Annotated in this window: 19 protein-coding genes; 10 read left to right on the top strand and 9 right to left on the bottom strand. The window is 54.6% G+C overall.

Annotation, left to right across the window (positions count from 1 at the left end):
* Positions 1 to 48 precede the first annotated feature (48 nt).
* The 8 genes from AC6T8Q_RS17740 to AC6T8Q_RS17705 all read right to left on the bottom strand — a co-directional run bounded on the left by AC6T8Q_RS17740 (position 49) and on the right by AC6T8Q_RS17705 (position 6,716).
* The gene (locus AC6T8Q_RS17740; RefSeq protein ID WP_500680353.1) at positions 49 to 1,098 is read right to left on the bottom strand and encodes a GDSL-type esterase/lipase family protein; all 1,050 of its coding nucleotides are present in this window, start codon (positions 1,096 to 1,098) and stop codon (positions 49 to 51) included.
* A 48-nt stretch (positions 1,099 to 1,146) separates the two neighbouring features.
* Entirely contained in the window at positions 1,147 to 1,338 is a 192-nt protein-coding gene (locus AC6T8Q_RS17735; protein ID WP_496921501.1) for a hypothetical protein, read from the bottom strand.
* A 101-nt stretch (positions 1,339 to 1,439) separates the two neighbouring features.
* Positions 1,440 to 1,595 (bottom strand): hypothetical protein, encoded by a 156-nt coding sequence (locus tag AC6T8Q_RS17730; RefSeq protein WP_496921502.1) that lies wholly within the window; start codon positions 1,593 to 1,595, stop codon positions 1,440 to 1,442.
* A gap of 174 nt (positions 1,596 to 1,769) precedes the next feature.
* Positions 1,770 to 2,732, bottom strand: a complete 963-nt coding sequence (rsgA, locus tag AC6T8Q_RS17725) for a ribosome small subunit-dependent GTPase A (RefSeq protein ID WP_500680352.1) — start codon at positions 2,730 to 2,732, stop codon at positions 1,770 to 1,772.
* A 160-nt stretch (positions 2,733 to 2,892) separates the two neighbouring features.
* Complete coding sequence (locus AC6T8Q_RS17720) at positions 2,893 to 3,546, bottom strand: pyridoxamine 5'-phosphate oxidase family protein (RefSeq protein ID WP_500680351.1); 654 nt, start codon at positions 3,544 to 3,546, stop codon at positions 2,893 to 2,895.
* A gap of 18 nt (positions 3,547 to 3,564) precedes the next feature.
* The gene (locus AC6T8Q_RS17715; RefSeq protein ID WP_500680350.1) at positions 3,565 to 4,518 is read right to left on the bottom strand and encodes an alpha/beta fold hydrolase; all 954 of its coding nucleotides are present in this window, start codon (positions 4,516 to 4,518) and stop codon (positions 3,565 to 3,567) included.
* A 224-nt stretch (positions 4,519 to 4,742) separates the two neighbouring features.
* Positions 4,743 to 5,408, bottom strand: a complete 666-nt coding sequence (locus AC6T8Q_RS17710) for a DNA alkylation repair protein (RefSeq protein ID WP_500680349.1) — start codon at positions 5,406 to 5,408, stop codon at positions 4,743 to 4,745.
* Positions 5,409 to 5,453: 45 nt separating this feature from the next.
* Entirely contained in the window at positions 5,454 to 6,716 is a 1,263-nt protein-coding gene (locus AC6T8Q_RS17705; protein WP_500680348.1) for an FG-GAP repeat protein, read from the bottom strand.
* 192 nt (positions 6,717 to 6,908) lie between these two features.
* On the opposite strand from AC6T8Q_RS17705, the gene AC6T8Q_RS17700 reads away from it, so the two are divergent.
* The 3 genes from AC6T8Q_RS17700 (at position 6,909) to AC6T8Q_RS17690 (ending at position 11,224) form a co-directional block, all read left to right on the top strand.
* Positions 6,909 to 8,573: an alpha/beta hydrolase gene (locus AC6T8Q_RS17700; RefSeq protein WP_500680347.1), complete on the top strand. Its 1,665-nt coding sequence runs from the start codon at positions 6,909 to 6,911 to the stop codon at positions 8,571 to 8,573.
* Positions 8,574 to 8,637: 64 nt separating this feature from the next.
* Positions 8,638 to 10,506 (top strand): malto-oligosyltrehalose trehalohydrolase, encoded by a 1,869-nt coding sequence (gene treZ, locus AC6T8Q_RS17695; RefSeq protein WP_500680346.1) that lies wholly within the window; start codon positions 8,638 to 8,640, stop codon positions 10,504 to 10,506.
* A 106-nt stretch (positions 10,507 to 10,612) separates the two neighbouring features.
* The gene (locus AC6T8Q_RS17690) at positions 10,613 to 11,224 is read left to right on the top strand and encodes an HXXEE domain-containing protein (RefSeq protein ID WP_500680345.1); all 612 of its coding nucleotides are present in this window, start codon (positions 10,613 to 10,615) and stop codon (positions 11,222 to 11,224) included.
* A gap of 11 nt (positions 11,225 to 11,235) precedes the next feature.
* Here the strand turns inward: AC6T8Q_RS17690 and AC6T8Q_RS17685 are convergent, their stop codons facing one another.
* On the bottom strand, positions 11,236 to 11,799 hold the full coding sequence (locus tag AC6T8Q_RS17685; protein ID WP_500680344.1) for a TetR/AcrR family transcriptional regulator: 564 nt from the start codon (positions 11,797 to 11,799) through the stop codon (positions 11,236 to 11,238).
* 169 nt (positions 11,800 to 11,968) lie between these two features.
* Here AC6T8Q_RS17685 and AC6T8Q_RS17680 point away from each other — a divergent pair, with 169 nt between their 5' ends.
* From AC6T8Q_RS17680 to AC6T8Q_RS17650, 7 genes are all read left to right on the top strand, one after another.
* Positions 11,969 to 13,741, top strand: coding sequence for an outer membrane protein assembly factor BamB family protein (locus tag AC6T8Q_RS17680; protein WP_500680343.1), 1,773 nt, complete (start codon positions 11,969 to 11,971; stop codon positions 13,739 to 13,741).
* A 303-nt stretch (positions 13,742 to 14,044) separates the two neighbouring features.
* Entirely contained in the window at positions 14,045 to 14,137 is a 93-nt protein-coding gene (locus AC6T8Q_RS17675) for a potassium-transporting ATPase subunit F (protein ID WP_496921512.1), read from the top strand.
* Positions 14,134 to 15,900 (top strand): potassium-transporting ATPase subunit KdpA, encoded by a 1,767-nt coding sequence (kdpA, locus tag AC6T8Q_RS17670; RefSeq protein WP_500680342.1) that lies wholly within the window; start codon positions 14,134 to 14,136, stop codon positions 15,898 to 15,900. The genes AC6T8Q_RS17675 and kdpA overlap by 4 nt, the downstream gene beginning before the upstream one ends.
* A 27-nt stretch (positions 15,901 to 15,927) precedes the next feature.
* Complete coding sequence (gene kdpB / locus AC6T8Q_RS17665) at positions 15,928 to 18,033, top strand: potassium-transporting ATPase subunit KdpB (RefSeq protein WP_500680341.1); 2,106 nt, start codon at positions 15,928 to 15,930, stop codon at positions 18,031 to 18,033.
* The gene (gene kdpC / locus AC6T8Q_RS17660; RefSeq protein WP_500680340.1) at positions 18,030 to 18,590 is read left to right on the top strand and encodes a potassium-transporting ATPase subunit KdpC; all 561 of its coding nucleotides are present in this window, start codon (positions 18,030 to 18,032) and stop codon (positions 18,588 to 18,590) included. Before kdpB ends, kdpC begins: the two co-directional genes overlap by 4 nt.
* A 247-nt stretch (positions 18,591 to 18,837) precedes the next feature.
* Complete coding sequence (locus tag AC6T8Q_RS17655; protein WP_500680339.1) at positions 18,838 to 21,549, top strand: DUF4118 domain-containing protein; 2,712 nt, start codon at positions 18,838 to 18,840, stop codon at positions 21,547 to 21,549.
* The gene (locus AC6T8Q_RS17650; protein ID WP_500680338.1) at positions 21,546 to 22,265 is read left to right on the top strand and encodes a response regulator; all 720 of its coding nucleotides are present in this window, start codon (positions 21,546 to 21,548) and stop codon (positions 22,263 to 22,265) included. The genes AC6T8Q_RS17655 and AC6T8Q_RS17650 overlap by 4 nt, the downstream gene beginning before the upstream one ends.
* Positions 22,266 to 22,286: the final 21 nt, after the last annotated feature.

Below are 22,286 nucleotides of genomic sequence, written 5' to 3'. Positions count from 1 at the left end.
CGACCCACGCCTTGGCCGCTCGAGGGCGCCGACCAGGGCGGTGCGTTTTTAGAGTTTCTGGACGGCTCTATGCCGTTTGGGATATACGCAACCTATCACTGCGAGCGACAGTAGCATCCAAGAAGACGGTTCCGGTATGGCTGTACTCACGGCCCCCTCAGGGGCGCTGCCGAGTTGTTGCTGCCAGGCGAGAAAGTCACGGCCATCGGTGTCGTTGTCGCCATCGAAATCACCACCGTCGTCCTGGCCAAATGATTCTTGCCAGCGGTTTAAAAAATCACCAATTGGATTGACCCCCGCGAGTTGCGCAAGCTCCGCCTCCGTGAGTCGTTCGAGCGGAGTGCTGGAAGGGAACGCTTCATTGAAAACATCAATCGCAAGATTGGCGAGTAAGCCTTGGCCCAATTTCGAGGGATGGATTGGCTCGGCAAACACGCAGAGCTCGCATCCATATTCGGGGCCTAACACCAACTCATTGCCGGCTATTTTGTATTGTTCTGGATTGGCAGCCACATCTTCAAAATAAGAGTAGACATCCACCAGATGCGCGCCATGTGAGTCGGCAAGCGCAGCCAGCCGATCGTTCCACTCCAGCGTGGCCTCAGTGACATTTTCCAGACGCGAATTAAAAATCGTCAACACGTCGCTCACTGGCACGGCCGCCATATCTGGCAAATTGAAAACAAGCACTTCGAGCCCCGCTCCGCGGAGAGTGCCCAAGATCGTATCGACATTACCTTCCAGAGTATCGAGGAAACGGAAGTTGCCACTCTTCACGCCAAAAGGGTTGGCCATGCTGAGGAAAAAATCGTTGCCGCCAATCCATAAGGTGGCCAAGTCTCCCGGGCCGAATTCCGCAGCGGCTTGCGTGTGCTGCCCTTGTCGAATCAATCCACCAGAGGTCGCACCAATGCGAGCCAGTTGGGTGAGGTCCGCATCGAGCCGATCGGCCAAGTGTTCCGAAACCAATGGGCTTCTCAGCCCTAACACATCGTCCAGCAAACTGTCTCCCACGGATACGACATTATTAAAGTCAGCTGCTCCAGCAATGTTCACAAAGGCTAAGCACGCGATGGTAACGGCACAATAAAACTTCATCATCTTGCTCCTTCATGTCTATTGAAAAACCAATACCGGCGCCATGAGTTACTGTCCTTCACTATGGCCGCGTGAGGCAAAGCGAATATCGTCGTGACTGAATTGAGGGATCGACGCGCGTAAGTCATCCTTGTGCAGCCACACAGCTCGACGACAGCGCTCAGCGACACTCCAAGCTTCTTGAATTAATCGACAGCCGTCGCGAATTTGCAACTGTGTGGGTTCGTACTTCTCGGCCATAGGGCGAGCTTTCCGGCTAGAACATTTGGTGATGGAAACCTGACAAGTACTGGCATCAGCGAATGCAGATGGCCGCAACCTAAATACAACTCCGGTTCTGCCTAAACCGAGTTGGCCCGTCTGAGTTCAGATGGCCGCACGACGGCTTTCTTAACACCGTCGAAAATTTCCAGGCAATTGTTGCCAGTAATACGTTGCACGACGAATACTTCGCCCGTCTTTACGAGGCGAACAAGCATTTTTGGAAGAAAATACATGGCGGGGCCCTCTCTGTGTCCGGATGTTCCGTGTATCACTTAGGCAATTCTCGCGCCGTAATGGATAACTTCGCCAGCATGCAGGTAGTAGCCTCAACTAAATAGCCGGCTCCACGTTTTGTGGAACCGGCTGCAGGTCAATAAATAGAATCAGTATCGTTGCCACGAACCCGTTCAGTTCTCTTCACGATAACGCTGTTTGGTCTCGAGGACCGATTTAAAGAACCGGCCCATTTTTCGATCGCGCTCATGACGTTCTGCCAAGGTTCTTGAATTGTGTGCCTGTTCGGCGATGAGTTTCTGAAAATTGGCAAAGCGCCGCGGGTCGAGATCGCCCGACTCTACGGCAGCTATCACAGCGCAGCCCGCATCGCCGTCGTGACTACAATTGCTGAAACGGCAGAGAGCGGCAATTTGGAAGACATCTTCAAATACGTGCAGCAGACCGTCTTCGCAAGCTGGTAATTGCAGCTCGCGGATTCCAGGACTATCGACCAAGACGCCACCGCTGGGCAGCAGATGGAGAGACCGTGACGTTGTGGTGTGTCGACCCTTGCCGTCTTTATTGCGAATCTCGCCTGTCGCCAGAGTGCCCGCTCCCAGGGAGTTGGCGAGAGTCGACTTTCCCACGCCGGATGAACCTAAGAGTGCCACAGTTTGTCCCGAACCGCACCAAGCAGTCAGCGTTTCTGCCTGAACGGACTCGCGTGCATCAAGAGTTTCAACTAACAATCCGGAATGAATCTGCTCGACCTGTCGCCGCAACGTGGCAGGGTCGCCACAAAGATCAACCTTTGTCAAAATCACGATGGGAGTTGCCCCGGATTGAATTGTCAGTGCCAGATATCTTTCGATGCGCGACAAGTTGAATTCCTCGTTGCACGAACTGACGATGAAGATCGTGTCGACGTTTGCTGCGAGAAGCTGAGGTTTTACTTCCTCGCCCGAGGCTTTGCGATACAGTAATGTCTGTCGCTCAAGCCGCTCGACGGCACGGTGGTCCTTGGCAGAGAGCACGAGCCAATCACCGACTGCGATTTCACCGACAGATTCGGCAAGCTGCGTCGGAACGCGAAATTCACCTGCCGTCCCCAGCATAAGAACTTGACTTCCATGGTGAGCCGATACACGTGCCACCACCGTAGTCTCCAGCATCTTGGGGGAGACTTGTTGCTCGAAGAATGGCTTCCATCCAATGTTGCGAAGCGGGAGGTTATCCAAAATATTCGGTCCCCGTTGGTGTGGATATAAGACACACCCGAGTTCCAAGATGTTCGCACTTAGGGACTGCTTTTTGTCATGAGGGACTCTCGTTGGCAGCGAGTTGGGATCTCAGGTGCTTCACTTCCGACTCCAAATCCGCAATCCGCTCTTCGAGTTGTTCGATCAGTGGCGCGATCTGCCGCTGCGAAAACCGCTGGTGAATGTGCTGCGAGCAATTCACATCCCAGGCTTCGACGGTAAAGAGAAGGACCCGTTCCACTTTGCCTGGATATTTATAATCTCGAAGCTGCTCTTCCAGAGCCGCATCCCCTTCGATCACTCGTGCCTTGCCCCAAAGTTTGACGCGCTGGCTGTTCGCATAATCCATCAAGAAGATGAATGCCTGTGGATTCTCCGAAAGATTGCCGAGCGTGATGTATTGGCGATTGCCGCCAAAGTCCGCAAAGCCGAGCGTGTGCTCATCGAGGACTTTCAGAAACCCTGGCGAGCCGCCGCGATATTGAATATAGGGCTGGCCCTGGGCATTCGCCGTGCTGAGATAAAACATATCCAAGCTAGACAAGAACTCTGCCAACTGGGGAGTGACTGTCGTCTGCCAACTCCCGCCTTGCTCCATGCGGGCATAACTTGCCCGGGAGCCCTTTTGACTCTGAATCGTTTTGACGGCCGGGGTAAAGGCGATGTCGCTCGAGAAAGTTAGATCGTCAGCAGGTGGGTGTGCAGACATGGTCGACGTCTTTCGTCGCTAGTGTGCGTCTGACGGAGTCGTCACATGCTTGCCAAGGAAATCTCGCATGTAAGAAGCAATCTCGTCGCCATTGGATTCCAAGGCAAAATGGCCGGCGTCAAGCAAGTGGAATTCCAACGTTTTGAGGTCACGCTTATACGGCTCGGCACCTTCGGGCGGAAAAATCTTGTCGTTTTTGCCCCACACGATCAACATCGGCGGCTGATGCTTGCGAAAATATTCTTGCCATTTCGGATAGAGCGGAGGGTTGCTGCCGTAGCTGAGAAACATATCGAGTTGAATTTCGTCGTTGCCCGTTCGGTCGAGCAGAAACTGGTCGTGGGTCGGACCGTCGGGGCTGACGAGTTCGAGGTTCTTCACGCCTTCGGTGTACTGCCATTTCGTAGCGTCATAGGTGAGCAGACTGCGAAGGGCGTCACGCTTTTCTTTGCTGTCAGGCTCACTCCAGTAGGCTTTAACCGGCTTCCAAAAGTCGTTGTCGATCCCTTCGTCGTAGGCGTTGCCGTTTTGCACCACGATGGCGGTGATCCGATCCGGATGAGCGGAAGCCAGGCGGTAGCCAATCGGCGCGCCGTAATCCTGCACATACAGGGCATACTTCGTCAGCCCGATTTTGTTGGTGAACTCGTCCATCACTTGGGCCACGTTGTCGAACGTGTACTCGAATTTGTCGTGGTCGGGCATCGAGCTGTGGCCATAGCCGGGATAGTCCGGAGCAATCACGTGATACTTGTCCGCCAGCGCGGGGAGTAAATTGCGAAACATCTGTGAGCTCGTGGGAAAGCCATGCAGCAGCAGGAGCGTGGGAGCGTCTTTCGGACCGGCTTCACGATAGAAAATATCGAGGTCGCCGACTTTGGCGGTTTTATAAAGTACCTGCGGCGTTTGTTGCGCGAAGCTATCGCTTGATGTGCGAAATCCGAACGCCGAAAGTACCAGTAAAGGAATCATTAGGCGTCGTAACGACAGCTTGAGCATTTGATATCTCCAGAGAGGGCGATGTCCAAGTATCGGGGGCAGGATGACTTGCGTGGGAACTTGAGAATTGTAACGGCTGTCATGTCAAACCGCCATGATTGGTTTCTAAGTTGCTGAGAGATCCACTGCTTCAGCCATTTTGGTGCAGATAGAACTGGTTAAAAAAACGGAGTGCATGCAGCAATGCGCAAAACTCGTCAGCCCTGCCGCTTTACCATGGCTTCGACCCAAACTGGCACATAAGGGGGAGTGCAACCTTTGGAGACCGGCCAGTCGCGATAGAGGCCGATTTTTTCGCCAATAGCGACCGCGCGCTTGCGGAGCTTGGGGTTGTGAATGCCAATCGCGCCGAGCGTGTTGTTCATGGTCCACTGGACCTCGGGCATGGCTTTAGGCATTTCTTTCTCGATGAGATCGAGGAGTGCGGTGAGATCGAAGTCGTCAGTCCCTTTGTTGATCCGGCTAGCGGTGAGGTTCCAGCCAGCGCGAGCGGCCCAGCGATCTTTCGCCTTCATCCATTTCTCGCGGAGCGAATCCTTCTCGGGATGTTGGGCGACGACATAGGCGTTAAGCCAATCGGCCACCTGCGCACAAGTTGTGGAGCGAGTCAATTTGTCGAGTTCGCTGGTGGTGAGCGAAGTCGGCTTGATGATGAGCGTCGCAAGAAGTTGCGCTTCGACGTTGCCTGTGTCCCAAAGTTTAAGCGCGAGTTCGTGATCGGTTTTGATCTTCTTGGCCAGCGTGCGGAGGTCACCCAGCTTCACGCCAAATTGGTTATCGGGCGCACCAGCCTTGATGTTGTGCTTCCGGCGGGCCTCGTTGCCGAGGGATTTCAGTTGTGCGAGAATTTCTTTGGTGGTCATGTCGACAATTATACCCGTAATTCAAGACGTGCAACGAATACAAGTTTAATAGCGACGATTCATTGAAGCGGCAACGATTAAAGTAGTCAGTATTACTATTGTGGCCGGTTCAGGGATGGCGAACTGATAGACCGTCCCGAGCATTTGATGGTTAAGAGCACCAACCAGCGCGGTGCGTTCATCGAGGGCCACGGTGTAGCCGAAGAAGCTGCTGTTTGTCGCGTTATCAGCAGTGAGTTTGGTGAGCAGCTGGCCCGTGCTGATGTCGAACAGATACGCGGAACCGGCTGCATTGACGAATGTATCGTCGTGAGATGCGCCGACTATGGCGATTTGACCTGAAATAGCGACAGACCGGCCAAATTCGTCCTCGGTTGCGCCGTCGAAGGCCGTCAGCTTGAACAACTGTTGGCCGGTCAATATGTCGAAAACATACGCAGAGCCGGAGTAGTCGCCATTGTCGTCGTCGAGGTGAGCACCGACGACGGCCCTGTTGCCATGAATCGCCACCGACCAGCCGAAGTCGTCTCCGGTTGCACCATCATCAGCCGTCAACTTGAAGAGCTGTTGTCCGGTCGTCACGTCGAATAAGTATGCGGCGCCAGCATCGGTGGCGGCTTCATCATCGTAGCGTGCGCCGACGATGGCGACGTTGCCATGGATTGCCACCGACCAGCCAAACCAATCTTGGTTATTCACATCGGAAGGCGCAAGCTTGAAGAGTTGCTGACCGGTCGTCACGTCGAACAGATAAGCCGATCCATTATTGTATTCGTCGTCATTAGCGCCATGGCCATGAGCCCCAACGATTGCAACATTGCGGCTGACGTCAACAGTACGGCCAAAGTGGTCGCCACTTTTGGCATCCAATGATGTCAGCTTAAACTGCTGCTGACCTGTAGCGGCATTGAATACATAAGCCGATCCAGAAGCATTGCCCGCATCGTCATTGAAATCTGCTCCAACGACGACCGTGTTGCCACTGATCGCGACGACCGTGCCAAACGAATCTCCGGCGGCGGCATCGGCCGCGGTCAACTTGTGTAACTCGGCGCCAGTCTTCAGATCGAAGAGATAGGCTGCTCCAGAGCCTTCGCCGAAACTATCGTCGCCGAAAGCGCCGATGACCGCGATCGGTCCGCTCAGATCGACGGAGTTTCCGAAGGGAGCCCCGGCACCGCCGTCGGAGGCGACAATTTGCCGTACCTCAGAGCCGAAACTGGCGTGTGTCGAATTTGTGAAAAGACTTGTAAGCATGAGCATGATCACGAGGCTCATGAAGGAAATTTTGACTGCCGAGGAGTTCATTAGCGCCCCCTTCAGGATGATGAGAAGATAAGGGTTACGTTACAAACGGCCATTGGTTGCCAAACCTTACACAACCATTGGCGGTTTGATGAGTGGATTGATTATAACTGATTATTGTGGATCCGTGCAGCCACTGGATATATGGCTTTTGTCTGGAGTTGCGAGCCGCGCACGAAACGGCATAATGCCTGCATGTTGAGTATTATATTAAAATTGCGTGAATGGCTGGGGCGTGGTTGGACGTCGTTTTCTTTCGTCGGTTTGGCGGTGGCCACGCTGTTCTTTGCAGCATCGCTGAGCCCGTCGTTATTGCCGCGGCCATTCGTGGTGCAGGGCATTTTGTCGGGATTCGCACTGGCCGTCGGTTATGGAGTGGGGGTGTTCTTCGTTTGGCTGTGGCTGTATTTAGAAATTCCCAAGCCTCAGGAAAAATTGCAAACCCTTAGTAAGCGTGTCACTACAACGGTGGTGGCCGTGGTGGTGGCGATCTTTTTGTGGCGTGCGACTATTTGGCAGAACTCGATTCGTGAGTTGATGGGGATGGAACCCGTCGCGACGGCTTATCCCTGGCGCGTGGCGTTGATTGCTTTGGGCACGGGTTTGGTGTTGATCGCAATCGCTCGCGCAATCGGAATGCTGTGGCGATACGTTCACCGCAAGATCACAGCTGTTGTGCCGCGTCGGGTTTCGTATGTTGTGAGTACGCTCGTGGTGCTGGTGGGATTAGTGCTGATCGTGAACGACGTGTTCGCGCGGCTGCTTTTGAACGCGGCGGATGGCATATTCTTGCAATTGGATCAGGTTGTTGACGATGGCGTGGAGCAACCGACACGTTCCACGGCTTCCGGTAGCGAGGAGTCGCTGATTGATTGGGACGACGTGGGTCGGCGGGGCAAGAATTTTATTGTGGGTGGCCCCACGCAAGAGAGTATTAGCGAGTTCTGGGGCGAGGAAGCCGAGCAGCCGTTGCGCGTTTATGCGGGAATGGGGGCTGAAGAATCCGTTGAAGAGCGTGCCAAGCTTGCGCTCGAAGAACTCAAACGAGTGGGTGGGTTTGATCGTTCGGTTTTAATTGTTGCGACTCCGACCGGCACGGGTTGGCTCGATCCGGGGGGCGTCGACACGGTGGAGTATCTGCACAAAGGGGACACAGCGATGGTCACGATGCAGTATTCCTATTTACCGAGTTGGCTCACGATTCTGGTCGACCCCACGCGCTCGCGTGAATCGGCGCGAGTGTTGTTCGACGAAATCTACTATTATTGGACGACGTTGCCCGAGGAGAGCCGCCCCAAGTTGTACGTACATGGATTAAGCTTGGGGGCACTCGGTTCGGCGGCGAGTGCCGATTTGTTTACCGTGTTTGAAGATCCGATCCAAGGAGGACTGTGGAGCGGCCCGCCTTTTCCGAGCGAGGTTTGGGTACGGACGACCCGCGATCGCAATCCTGATTCGCCGATTTGGCTTCCCACGTTTCGCGACGGATCGATGCTGCGTTTCACGGGCCGCGAATGTTCGCTCAACGAAGGAAATAAGCGGTGGGGGCCAATGCGGTTTGTTTACATTCAACACGCCAGCGACCCGATGACATTTTTTTCCGAAGACTTGCTGTACCGCCGGCCGCAATGGCTGATCGGCGAGCGCGGGCCGGATGTTTCGCCTTATTTGTCGTGGCTGCCGATCGTGACGTTCTTGCAAGTGGCGTTCGACCTGCCAATGGCCACAAGCGTGCCGCATGGTTACGGGCACAATTTCGCCGCGTCGAGTTACATCGATGGTTGGATCGCGGTGACGGCACCCGAGAATTGGAGCGAGGAGCAAACTAAGCGGCTTAAAGAGCTGTTTGCGGAGGAGTGAAGTTTGCGAATTGCTAGAATAGCGACAAGCAAATTTTCTTCATCACAAGCCTTCGATTTCCACTATGCAGCAAAACAGAAACCGCCCCGTTGGTGCCGAAGTTGTTGAAGGGGGCATCCACTTTCGTGTTTGGGCGCCGAAGCGTCGCGTACTTTCCGTTGTGTTATTTCATGACGAAGGGCATCGCACGAGTTTGCCGCTGGAGCGGGAGGCAGGGGGATACTTTTCTGGCTTTCTGTCCGAGGGTGTTGCCGGCCAGCGGTATTCGTTTCGTGGCGATGGCGATGACTACAACTATCCCGATCCGGCTTCGTGCTTTCAGCCCCTGGGTGTGCATGGTCCATCGGAAGTAATCGACGGTTCGGGCTTTCATTGGAGTGACCAAAACTGGCAAGGCGTGACTTTGCCGGGGCAGGTTATTTATGAATTGCACGTCGGCACGTGGACGCCCGAGGGAACATGGCAAGCGGCGATGGATAAGTTGCCACATTTGGTGGAATTGGGCGTCACGCTTGTGGAAGTGATGCCGGTGGCGGAATTCCACGGCGAGTTCGGTTGGGGCTACGACGGTGTCTGTTGGTATGCACCGACGCATCTCTACGGCAGGCCTGATGATTTTCGTAAGTTTGTGGATCGCGCTCATCAGCTTGGGCTCGGCGTGCTCCTCGACGTGGTTTACAACCATTTGGGCCCGACGGGAAATTACACGGGCGCGTTCTCTCCGTATTATGTTTCCAGAAAGCACAACACCGATTGGGGAGACGGCATCAACTTCGATGGCAAGCATTCGCGGCACGTGCGCGAGTTCGTGCTGAGTAATGTGAAGTATTGGATCGAAGAGTTTCATCTCGACGGCTTGCGGCTCGATGCGATTCAGGCGATTGTTGATGACTCGCCGAAGCATATTTTGGCTGAACTGGGTGAAGTCGCACGTGCGGCAGCGGGGCAGCGAAAGATTTTGATCTTTGCCGAGGATGAACATCAACGAAGTTGCGATGTGAGACCTATCGGTGAAGGGGGCTTTGGACTCGATGGCATGTGGAACGATGATTTTCATCATGCGTGCCGCGTCGCCGCGACAGGCCATGCGGAGTTTTACTACGCGGACTTCACGGGCTCGCCCCAGGAAATTCTTTCCGCCACGCGATATGGTTTTCTGTATCAAGGGCAATGGAATCAGCGCCAAGGTCAGCATCGCGGCACGCCGTGCTGGGACATACCCGCTCCGCATTTTGTGAATGCTTTGCAGAATCACGATCAGGTGGCCAACTCAACGCATGGCCATCGTGGGCATCAACTCACATCGCCGGGACGCTGGCGGGCGCTCACGGCGCTGCAACTCTTAGCGCCGGGTACACCCCTGTTGTTCATGGGGCAGGAGTTCATGTCATGGAAACCGTTTCTTTACTTTGCCGATCACGAGGTCGAGATCGCTGAACTTGTGCGGCAAGGTCGTTGGGCGTTCTTGCGAGGGTTCCCACGAAGTGCGGGGGCAGCCGTGGATTCAGCGCTCGTTGATCCGGTTTCGCGTGCTACTTTCGAAGCCTCGAAATTGGATTGGAATGAATTGGAAACCAATCAACAGGCGTGGCTGCTGCATAAAGATCTGCTGAAGTTGCGGCGGAGCGATCCGATCTTTTCGCGGCAAGATGCCACGATGCTACACGGAGCGGTGATTGGGCCGGAAGCATTGCTGTTGAGATGGCTCGACCCGGCGGGAGATGATCGATTGGTGATTCTCAACTTGGGCCGTGACTTCGAATGGCGGCCTGCTTGCCAGCCGTTATTGGCACTACCCAGCAACAGCGAATGGAAAATACTCTGGTCGAGCGAATCGCCCAAATACGGCGGTACGGGGACGGCCCTCTTGGATATGAAGCGGCTGGCGATCCCGGGGCATGCACTGGTGGTACTGCGGCCAGCACAAGACTAACCGAATGTGCCGATTGTGCGGCCTAATTCTTCGAGCGACTTTAGCTTACTTTGGCGTACACTTTTCTATAAGTGTTACGCCCCCGTTGTCGAACAAGGGAACAATCATGTGCGAGCGAACAATGAACTGGTTGGTGGCTAAATGGCAGTGGCCTTATGCTGCGCTGTTTACCGCGAGTTTTTTGGTCGTGCTGGCGCCGTTCGTGTTTTACTTCGCGGGTGTGGCGTTGGGGCTGATTTATTTGCAGCTGCCCATCTACATGCTGCACCAGTATGAAGAGCATGCCGGGGATCGTTTCCGCTTGTGGGTCAACAACATGATCGGTGGCGGTCGTGAAGTGCTGACACCGATTGCGACGTTCTGGATCAATTCGCTGCTGGTGTGGGGACTCGATTTAATCGCCCTGTATCTGGCTTGCTTTGTCGATCTGTCGCTGGGGATGATGGCGATGTATTTGCCAATGCTCAACGCGTTTGGCCATATCGTGCCGTCGATCGTGAAGAAGCAATACAACCCGGGGCTGATCACCAGCATCTGCTTGTTCTTGCCGGTGGGCATTTTCAGCACCGTGTTGGTGTCGCATGCCGCACAAGCTGACTTGCGAGATCACTTGTTCGCCTTCGGTGTGGCACTGGCAGTGCATGCGACGATCATCGTGCATGTCCGTCGCCGGATCGCCCTGCTCAATGGTCCGCAAGGCCATGCCATGCCGGCGTAAGCTTGGCGTGGCTACGAGAGACTTGCAAGCACGATCTTGCGCATGTCGCTGATGAGCTTGCGAAGATCCGCGGAGTCTTTGGCCGTCATGCCGAAGCCCTTGGATGAGGTCCGCATCATGCGGGCAATTTGCTTAGGAGAAAGCTTAATCGCCTTTTGCTTACGGACCAAGGGTTCAAGAATTTCCGCCACGAGGCTTTCAAAATCGTCAGCCACTTTGCAGATGACATCCGCGGCAAATTCTTTGATGCTGTCGTAAAGGTCTGCGGCGTCGGGTGAAGCCCGGATCATTTCGTACGGACGGACGCACCAGATCTCGAACGCCAACTCAAGCTGCTTGTCGACGGTCTTCAATCGTTTGATGCCCTCGCGAATCTGGCGAAGATTCTCCGTCGATAAGCGTGACACGACCTCGATGAAAATTTGCTCTTTCGAGGGAAAGACCAAATAGAGAGCCGGTCTCGACATTTGCGCAGCCGCGGCCAGATCGGCCATGGTGACACGACGAAACCCGTATCTCATGAAAACGTCGCCCGCCGCGGCAACGATTTGGTCGGCCTTGCTATTCTGAGTCATTCTTCCAGTCTTGATAAAAGATGTACGAACGTCAATCGCCAGCACGGCAGGTGTCGGAAGGACGCTCTATTGACAGTATTTGTTAAAAGCGGAGAATTGACAAAATGACGAAAAATGTCACAAAGTAAATTTGGTTCTGCGGCTCGTAACTCTATCCCCAGCGAAGAATATGGAACTCAACGACGAAGGCCGATCCGAGCATGCGGGAGAATCAATCTCGCCGGGCAACTTCAAAGCATCGGCGCTGCGTTTATGGCAGGCGGTATTGATTGTCTTTGTGATGTGGTTGGTGCTGCTCGTCCCCGGGTGGGTCGTACCGCTGACGATGTTGCATTTTATTTCAATGCAACTCGCTCCCGCGTTGGGTGCCCTCGGGCTATTGATATGGTGGCTCTCATCGCGGGCGATGCCGTTTCGCAAGCGGCTGGCTGGACTGGTGTCGATCATCGGAGTATTCATCGCCGCCATGTTTCTCATGCATCCGTCTTTGCGGATTGTGATGTTGACCCGGGGCTTGCCGGTGTCGCTCACGCTGATGGTGTTTGGATTTTTTGTTAGTCGTACAGTTGGTTTACCACGACAGGCTTGGGCGGGGCTGTTGGCGTTTTCAATTTTGATGATTGGATCGTTGTTTGTGCGCGTCGGGAGGATGGATGCTAATTTCGATTTCAATCTCGTCTCTAGGTGGAAACCAACCTCGGAGGAGCAACTCGTGGCACTCGATTCTAAGTCGGAACAGCAACCGGCCGCGGATTTTGATTTGCCGAGCAACGCCGCCGACACGGATTGGGCCGAGTTTCGTGGCCGCAATCGCGACGGCATTTTAGCCGGCGTTTCTTTCAACACGGATTGGGAAACGAAACCGCCAACCGAGCGTTGGCGGCATGCGATCGGTCCGGGTTGGTCATCGTTCTGTGTTGTCGGGCCCTTGTTTTTCACACAAGAGCAACGAGGTGATCTTGAACTGGTTTCAGCCTACACCGTGGCGGATGGCAAACCCGTTTGGACCAATCAGACCAAGTCACGCTTTGAAGCGACCATGGGAGGTGTTGGACCTCGTGCGACGCCAACTTTCCGCGACAAGCAATTGTATGTCACGGGTGCTTCTGGATTGGTGCAGTGTCTGGATGCTGCCACGGGCGAGCCGGTTTGGCAGTTCGACTTGATCAAAGAATTAGGTGTGCCGCTTCCGATGTGGGGTTTCGCCAGCTCACCATTGGTTTTGGAAGAAACGGCCATCGTGTTCGCCGGCGGTGGGGAAGAAAATGCGCTGGTGGCACTGGATCGCAAGAGCGGCAAAGTGGTTTGGTCCGTTGGGTTTGGCAGTCACGGCTACAGTTCGCCACAGCTTTCTACAATCGACGGCGTTGAGCAAGTCTTAATCAGTAGCAACCGCGGCGTTCAGTCAGTGGATCCTCAAACGGGGAATGTGCTGTGGAAGCATGAATGGGACATTGGCGAAATGGCTCGCATTACGCAGCCGACCGTGGTTGACACGTCGGTCTACCTTGGGACCGGGTACGGCCGAGGCACGATGCGAATCGACGTCCACCATGAAGGTGATACCTGGACGACCCAAGAAGGTTGGATCGAATCGATGAAGCCGTACTTCAATGATTGCGTTCATCATGAAGGCTTTTTATACGGTTTCGACGGACCGATTTTTATGTGTCTCGATGCCGATACTGGCGAGCGAGCTTGGAAGCATCGAGGTTTTGGGCACGGTCAGGTGCTGCTCGTTAAGGACATGGAAACGCTGCTGATTTTGACTGAAGAAGGTGACCTTGTCTTGCTAAAAGCCGATCACGACAAAGCCATTGAAATCGTGAAGATTCCCTCGGTCGAAGGGATAACTTGGAACCATCCCGTGATCGCTGATGGGAAGCTCTTCGTGCGCAACGCCGAAGAGATGGTTTGTTACGACCTGGACCTCGTTCAATAGGAACAACGAGGCGGCATGCAATCTGGTAAAGCAATTCTTTCTCACCTTCTGTGAGACATGCCTTCCCAGGATGACGTTTTTGGGCAGCAATCTTGATGAAATCTTGATATCTCTGCGATCACTTTTGACGCACTCTTGAGGTCGATCCCGCGATACTAATAGTGGCGAGCGAATGGTTTGCTGGCCAACTCTCTGAGGAGTATTCGCTGTGAGTGATTTTTTAGCATTGTCGATCGCGGCAGGGTTTGCCGTCTGCTCGTGGCTGCTCATAGTTTTGTGTGAGCGGCTGATGGGAGGTAAGCCATGAACGGGGTAGAAATCGTAGCGCTCGTTTTGTCGCTGGGGGCGTTTGTTTATCTGGCAGCCGCGCTGCTCAAGCCGGAGTGGTTCGCATGAACGTAAATTCTTGGATTCAATTGTTGATCTACCTCGGTATGCTCTTGGCGTTGGCCAAGCCACTGGGTACTTACATGGCTCGTGTTTACGAAGGTAAACCTGGTGGACTCGATCGCTGGTTGGGTTGGTGCGAGCGCGGCATCTACAAGATAGCCGGCATAGACCCAAAAGAGGAAATGACATGGAAGCACTACACCTTGGCCGTCTTGGTGTTTAATGCGATTGGCTTCGCAGTCGTTTATTTGATTTTACGCTTGCAAGGCATGTTGCCGTTCAATCCGCAAGAGCTTTCCGGCGCAACACCTGATCTCGCTTTCAATACCGCGGCCAGTTTTGCCACGAACACCAATTGGCAAAGCTACGGTGGGGAAACGACGTTGAGTTATGCTTCGCAAGCCTTGGCGCTGACGGTCCAGAACTTCGTATCGGCCGCGACGGGTATGGCCGTGCTGGTGGCATTCATCCGTGGCTTAACACGCCGCACGACCAATTCCATCGGCAATTTTTGGTTCGATCTGGTTCGCTCGATCGTCTATGTCCTGCTGCCACTCTCGATTGTTGTTGCCGTTGCGCTGATGTCGCAGGGCGTGATTCAAAACTTCAAGCCATACGAGGATGCGGCAACTCTTGAAGCCGCGGCTGATGCCGACGGCAATGCGGTGACACAACAATTGGCGATGGGCCCTGCCGCTTCGCAGATTGCGATCAAGCAGTTAGGAACCAACGGCGGCGGCTTCTTCAATGTGAATTCGGCCCATCCGTTTGAGAATCCCACGCCGCTGGCCAATTTGATCGAGATGATCTCGATTTTGTTGATTCCCGCGGCGCTCTGCTTCACATTCGGCGAGATGGTCAAGGATCGTCGGCAAGGTTGGGCTTTGCTTGCGGTAATGCTCGCCATCTTTGTTCCTTTGGTGATTGGCGCGATTGCCTTCGAGCAAGCGGGCGTGCCGCAGTATGCCACCTTTGGAGTTGATGATCAGGCGTCAGCTCTGCAGGCCGGCGGCAACATGGAAGGGAAAGAAGTTCGTTATGGCATTGTCAACTCAGCCTTGTGGGCTACGGCCACAACGGCGGCTTCCAATGGCAGCGTCAACTCGATGCACGATTCATTCACACCGCTCGGTGGATTGATTCCCATGTGGCTGATGCAGCTGGGCGAGGTCATATTCGGTGGCGTCGGCAGCGGGCTGTATGGTTTGTTGGTCTTTGCCATCGTGGCCGTGTTTATCGCTGGCCTGATGGTGGGGCGCACGCCCGAGTATCTGGGCAAGAAGATCGAAGCCTTTGAAATGAAGATGGCTTCGCTCGTGATTTTGGTACCGCCGTTGATTGTGCTGATCGGCACGGCTTGGGCGGTATCGGGACCGGGGTTGGAATATATGTCGGGCGAAGAAGTCAAAAGCAACCTGAACAATCCGGGGGCCCATGGTTTTTCGGAAGTGCTGTATGCGTTTTCATCGGCGGGGAACAACAACGGCAGCGCGTTTGCGGGCCTAACCGCCAATGAGCCGTTTTACAACACTGCCTTGGGACTAGCGATGTTTGCCTCCAGATATTGGCTGATCATTCCCGTGCTGGCGATTGCGGGAGCGTTGGCACGCAAGAAATACACGCCGCCGAGCGTGGGGACATTGCCCACGCACCAACCACTGTTTGTGATCGTGCTTGTTTGCACGGTGCTGTTGGTTGGAGCGCTCACGTTTGTCCCTGCTTTAGCGCTCGGACCAATCGTTGAACAATTGCAAATGATGACCCTTTAGTTGTATTGGCGTAGGACGCTCTAAACCATGAGTACAAATTCTAAAGCAAGACCTTTGTTCGATTCAGCGATTGTGCAACGCGCAGTAGCTGATTCGTTTCGAAAACTCGATCCTCGTCGGCAACTCCGTAATCCGGTCATGTTCATCGTGTTCGTTGGCAGCCTTCTGACGACGGGACTTGGCATTTACGGGATGTTCAACCAAGGAGAGGAATCGCTGGGATTTATTTTTTCCGTGTCTGGCTGGCTATGGTTCACGGTCTTGTTTGCCAATTTTGCGGAAGCAATGGCCGAAGGGCGTGGCAAGGCACAGGCATCGAATTTGCGCAAGTCACACCGGGAAGTGATAGCGCATCGGCTTGAATGGAAGGGGCATTGGCAGCAGACGCTTCATGGCAACGACTATGAAGAAGTGTCGTCAAGCGAGTTGCGTCGCGGCGATGTCATCTATGTAAAAAGCAACCAGATGATCCCGGCCGATGGTGAAGTCATCCAAGGGGTGGCTTCTGTCGATGAAAGCGCAATTACTGGCGAAAGTGCCCCCGTGATTCGCGAGAGTGGTGGAGATCGCAGCAGCGTGACTGGTGGTACTCGGGTGCTTTCAGATTGGCTCATCATTCGTGTGACGGCTAATCCCAGCGAGTCTTTTCTAGCACGCATGATTTCGATGGTGGAAGGTGCCAAACGGCAAAAGACTCCTAACGAGATCGCCCTTGATATTCTGCTTGCGGCGATGACGATGGTGTTCCTCGTCGTGTGTGTGACGCTGTTGCCATTTTCTAAATACAGCGTGCTCGCCGCAGGACTGGGGACGCCGATCACGGTGACTGTGATCGTGGCACTGCTGGTCTGTTTGATTCCAACGACAATCGGCGGGTTGCTTTCCGCGATTGGAATCGCAGGGATGGATCGCATGATCCAGGCGAATGTGATTGCGATGTCTGGCCGCGCTGTGGAAGCGGCTGGTGATGTGGACGTATTACTTCTGGACAAGACCGGAACGATCACGCTGGGAAACCGGCAAGCTGTTGAACTGATCCCAGCCCCTGGCGTGACCGCGGAAGCCCTTGCCAACGCGGCGCAACTGGCGTCGTTGGCCGACGAGACGCCTGAGGGACGCAGCATCGTGGTGCTTGCCAAAAATAAATACGGCTTGCGTAGTCACAACATGCAAGACCTCCACGCCACGTTTATTCCCTTCACGGCCCAAACGCGGGTGAGCGGCGTCGATTTAGATGGCCGCAAAATCCGTAAGGGCGCGACCGACAGCATCGAGCAATTTGTTGTCGAGAGCGGCGGAACTTTGCCGAGCGAAGTACGCAAGTCTGTCGAAGAAGTTGCCAAAATGGGTGGCACTCCGTTGGTCGTTGCTGAGGGAGGCACCGCTTTAGGAGTCGTTTACCTCAAAGACATCGTCAAAGGAGGCATTAAAGAACGCTTTAGCGAGCTCCGTCGCATGGGCATTAAGACGATCATGATCACCGGCGACAATCCGCTTACAGCGACCGCGATTGCGGCAGAAGCGGGTGTGGATGACTTTCTCGCCGAAGCCACACCTGAAGCGAAACTTAAGTTGATTCGTGAATATCAGGCAGGTGGGCGACTGGTGGCGATGACGGGCGATGGTACGAACGATGCTCCGGCGCTAGCTCAGGCCGACGTTGCCGTGGCGATGAACTCCGGCACCCAGGCTGCCAAAGAAGCGGGCAATATGGTCGATTTGGATTCCAATCCCACGAAGTTGATCGAGATCGTCGAAATCGGCAAGCAATTGCTGATGACTCGCGGAGCGCTAACGACGTTCAGCCTATCGAACGACGTGGCGAAATACTTTGCGATCATTCCCGCTGCGTTTGCGACAACCTATCCTGTGCTTAATCAGCTTAACGTAATGAACCTCGCCACACCTTCGAGCGCGATCATGTCGGCAGTAATTTTCAACGCGCTCATTATCATCGCACTCGTGCCGTTAGCTTTACGAGGCGTTCCTTATCGGGCCGTGGGTGCAGCGCGGATGTTGCGAGACAACTTACTCGTATATGGGCTCGGTGGTTTGATCGTGCCGTTCATCGGCATCAAGGCCATAGACATGGTGCTGGTCGCATGTGGCCTGGCACAAGGAGAATCAGTATGAAAACCTTTCGTGAAGCGTTGGTTGTGTTTGTGGCGATGACAATCTTGACCGGCGTGGCTTATCCGCTGGCGATGACGCTTGTCGGACAAACGGCATTCTCGCACAAAGCGAACGGCAGTTTGGTTGAGCGCGATGGCAAAGTTGTCGGCTCGGAATTGATCGGGCAAGCTTTTACGAGTCCTCGCTATTTTTGGAGTCGTCCTTCGGCCGCGAATTACAACGGCGGGGCATCGACGGGGAGCAATCTTGGCCCCACGAATCCCGCGCAATTGGAGGTGGTCAAGCAACGTGCGGCCGATCTGACGGCAGCCCATGGCGAAGGTGCTGAGGTGCCCATCGATTTGGTCACCGCTTCGGGAAGCGGACTTGATCCCCATATTACTCCCGAGGCCGCGGAATATCAGATCGCGCGCGTGGCTCAGGCTCGCAATCTTGAAGAACAAAAAGTTCGTGAGCTGGTGGTAACTCACACCCAGGGGCGAACCTTCGGCGTGTTGGGCGAGCCGCGTGTGAATGTCTTGAATCTAAATCTGGCTTTGGATGACCTAGTACCCTGATAAATGTGAAAGTGATTTTGTTGAGGTTATGCCATGAACACGTCATTGCAATTGACTGGCGTTTGGAAGTCCGCGACTAAAGAATCTCAGAAAGTCGGAGAAGCTAAGTGGAAGGTTTTGTTGGAGAGATTCAGGCATTGGTTGATGGAACCAATTGATTTCCCAGGAAAATGGCCTGACCACAAGTATCGTCGTGCGAGGTACAATTTAAAGGTTGAGATCGAACAAAACTCGCCGCGCGAAGAGCATGAACGACGATCGACCCAATCCTGATCAACTCTTGGCCCGCGTCGTCGACGAGGAAAGCCGCGCGCAACGCGGACGGCTGCGAATCTTCTTTGGCTATGCCGCGGGTGTCGGCAAGACCTATGCGATGCTCTCGGCGGGGCAGCGTGAGAAAGCGACGGGCGTGGATATTGTCGTCGGTTACGTCGAACCTCATGGCCGGCCTGAGACCGAGGCGTTGCTCGCGGGATTGGATGTTCTTCCCACGCGAAGCATACCTTACAAAGGCACTACGCTGCGTGAGTTTGATCTTGATGGTGCTTTGGCGCGCCGCCCGGAGTTGATTCTTGTCGATGAATTGGCCCACACGAATGTCGAGGGCTCGCGGCATACCAAACGCTGGCAGGATGTCGAAGAACTGCTCGATGCGGGCATCGATGTGTGGACGACGCTCAATGTTCAGCACATCGAAAGTCTCAACGACGTGATCGCGCAAATTACCGGCGTTGTGATTCGCGAAACACTGCCTGACGCGGTTCTCGAGCGGGCCGATGAGATTGAACTGATCGACCTCACCCCCGAAGAGTTGGTTGACCGCTTGCAGGCAGGGAAGATTTATATCCCCCAACAGGCCGCACGAGCGCTACAGAATTTCTTTTTGCGTGGAAACCTTGTCGCCTTGCGCGAGTTGTCGTTGCGACAGGCGGCCAACCGCTTACAACGCGACGTGGAAGAAGCCCGCCAGGAACGGGCCGTTTTGGCACCATGGCTCACGACCGAGCGATTGCTGGTTTGCGTCGGGCCAAGTCCGTCGAGCGCGCAGATTGTTCGCAGCACCAAACGGCTTGCCGTTTCCCTGGGCGCGGAATGGCTGGCCGTGGCGGTCAATACTGGGAGCGAAGGAGCGGAGGCCGAACGCAATTGGGCGCAAACAGGCAACAATCTTCGCCTGGCTGAAAAGCTAGGGGCTGAGACCCATATCTTGATCGGCCAATCCATCGCCGACACGCTCATTAAGTTTGCCCGTGAGCGGAATGTTTCCAAGATTGTCGTGGGGCAGACGGGCCTTTCGTGGTGGAAACAAAAACTCTACGGCACGATTATTGATGAGTTCCTGCAAAAGGCGGGCAACATCGATATCTATGTCGTTTCAGCGACAGAGGTTGAGCCACCATCGGTTACGAATCGGTTTAGCGAAACCACAATTTCATGGCGTGAATATTCGTTTGCCGCATTTGTTGTGGCGTTGTGTGGAGTGCTGGGATGGATCGCACAACGGTTTGGCTTGGCCGAAGCGAACATCGTAATGATTTTTCTGGCGGGCGTGGCTTACGTGGCGAATCGTTTGGGGCGTGGCCCGGCAATTGCCGCGGCGGTGGTCAGCGTGCTCGTGTTTGATTTCGGTTTTGTGCCACCTTATCTGACGTTTGCAGTGAGCGACACGGAGTACGTGATCACGTTTGCCGTGATGTTGGGCATTGGACTGTTGATTAGTGGTCTCGCGTCGCGACAACGGAAGCAGTTGAAAATCTCTCAGCAACAAGAGCAGCGCACCGGTCAACTCTTTCGCATGACGCGGCAGCTCAGCGAACTTTCGGGCACGGAATTTTTGATTCGCACTGCCGGGAAGCAACTCCAAGAAATTTTCGCCGGTGAGATCGTGATTTTCAGTCGTGCAGCTACCGGAAAATTGTTTCTTAGATATGGTGAAGGAACCTCGATCGCGTTGACTCCGCTGAATCGTGATGTGGCTCAGTGGGTGGCTGATAATGGTAAAATCGCCGGTGCGCAAACTGATACGTTGCCGAATGCCACGGCTTTGTTTGTTCCGCTGATTGGCTCAAGTGGCACGGTGGGGGCGATTGGCGTGCGGCCGCGGGACGCGAATCGATTTCTCGATCCCGATCAAATCCGTTTGCTCGAAACGTGTGGCAGTTTGATTGCACTTTCGGTCGAGCGGGACGAATCCGTTTTGAAAGCTCACGGGGCGCAGCTACAAATCGAAACCGAAAAGCTGCGCAACTCGTTGTTGAGCGCCGTGTCGCACGATTTGCGCACCCCCCTGGCCAGCATCGCAGGGGCGAGCAGCACGCTTGCCACTGCGGGGGATTCGCTGCCACTGGAAACTCGCACCGACTTGTTGATGACCATCAGCGACGAGGCGGAACGACTCGCCCGGCTGGTGGAGAATTTGCTGCACATGACGCGGCTCTCCAGTGGCAAGGTGACCATCGATCGACAGTGGTATCCCGTGGACGACATCATTGGCTCGGCACTGACGAGAATGGAACGGCAACTTGTTGGGCGGGAGATCAAAACGTCGCTCGATGACAACTTGCCGCTGATTCATGTCGATTCCATTTTGATTGAGCAACTGCTGTTAAATCTGATCGACAATGCGGCAAAGTATTCTCCTCCCGAGAGCATCATTGAAGTCTCGGCCCGTGGGGGCAAGAATGGCGTGGTGCTGGAAGTGGCCGATCGAGGGCGTGGCTTTGCCGAGGGTGATGAAGAAAAAGTGTTCGACCTATTCTATCGCGGTGGCAACGAAGTGCATGATCGCCGCGGGACGGGAATTGGACTGGCAATATGCCGCGCGATTGCCGAGGTTCATGGCGGAAAGATTGTCGCGATGAATCGGCCCGATGGCGGGGCAGTCGTTCATGTGGAATTGCCCAACCAAGAAACCCCGCCGCAAGTTGTCGAGCGCGCACTGGAGTCGACATCCTTATGAGCACATCCAGTCCGTTGATCGCCGTTATCGAGGATGAAACACCGATTCGACGTTTTTTGCGTGCCTCGCTCACGGTCGAGGGCTTTCAAGTGGCCGAAGCAACGACCTGTGCGGAAGGCTTGCGCGTCGTGACGCAGCAACTCCCGGCGTTGGTGCTGTTGGATCTTGGCCTACCCGATGGCGAGGGGCTCGACGTTGTGCGCCAAATCCGTGAGTGGTCGGCCATGCCGATCATTGTTATTTCTGCGCGTGGACAGGAAGATTCAAAAATCGCCGCGCTCGATGCGGGGGCAGACGACTATTTAACCAAGCCGTTCGGCGTGGGCGAGCTGCTCGCGCGAATTCGTGTTGCCTTACGTCACGCGGCCAAAATGTCGTCCAGTGATTCCGCGGAGACAGTTGTGGCCGTTGGAGATTTGAATATCGATCTCGAAGGGCACGTTGTTTTCAAAGCGGGAGAAGAGGTCAAGCTCACCAAGATTGAATTTGATTTATTGGCGGTACTTGCGCGCAATTTGGGGAAGGTCGTGACGCATCGGCAATTGCTCAAGGAAGTGTGGGGCCCGCATGCGGTTCACGAGCCGCATTATGTTCGCGTCTTCATGGCCAATCTGCGTAAGAAACTGGAGAACAATCCGAGTCGCCCCGAGTTGCTTATCACCGAGCAGGGGGTGGGATACCGGCTGCGAGATAATCCAGCGCGAAATGAAGGGTGAAGTCGAACCTTGCGGTCGAAC

The organism is Bythopirellula sp. (assembly GCF_041737835.1).
GTDB lineage: Bacteria > Planctomycetota > Planctomycetia > Pirellulales > Lacipirellulaceae > Bythopirellula.
Note: the sequence above shows the minus strand (reverse complement) of the source record. Positions and strands in the feature narration are given on the sequence as shown.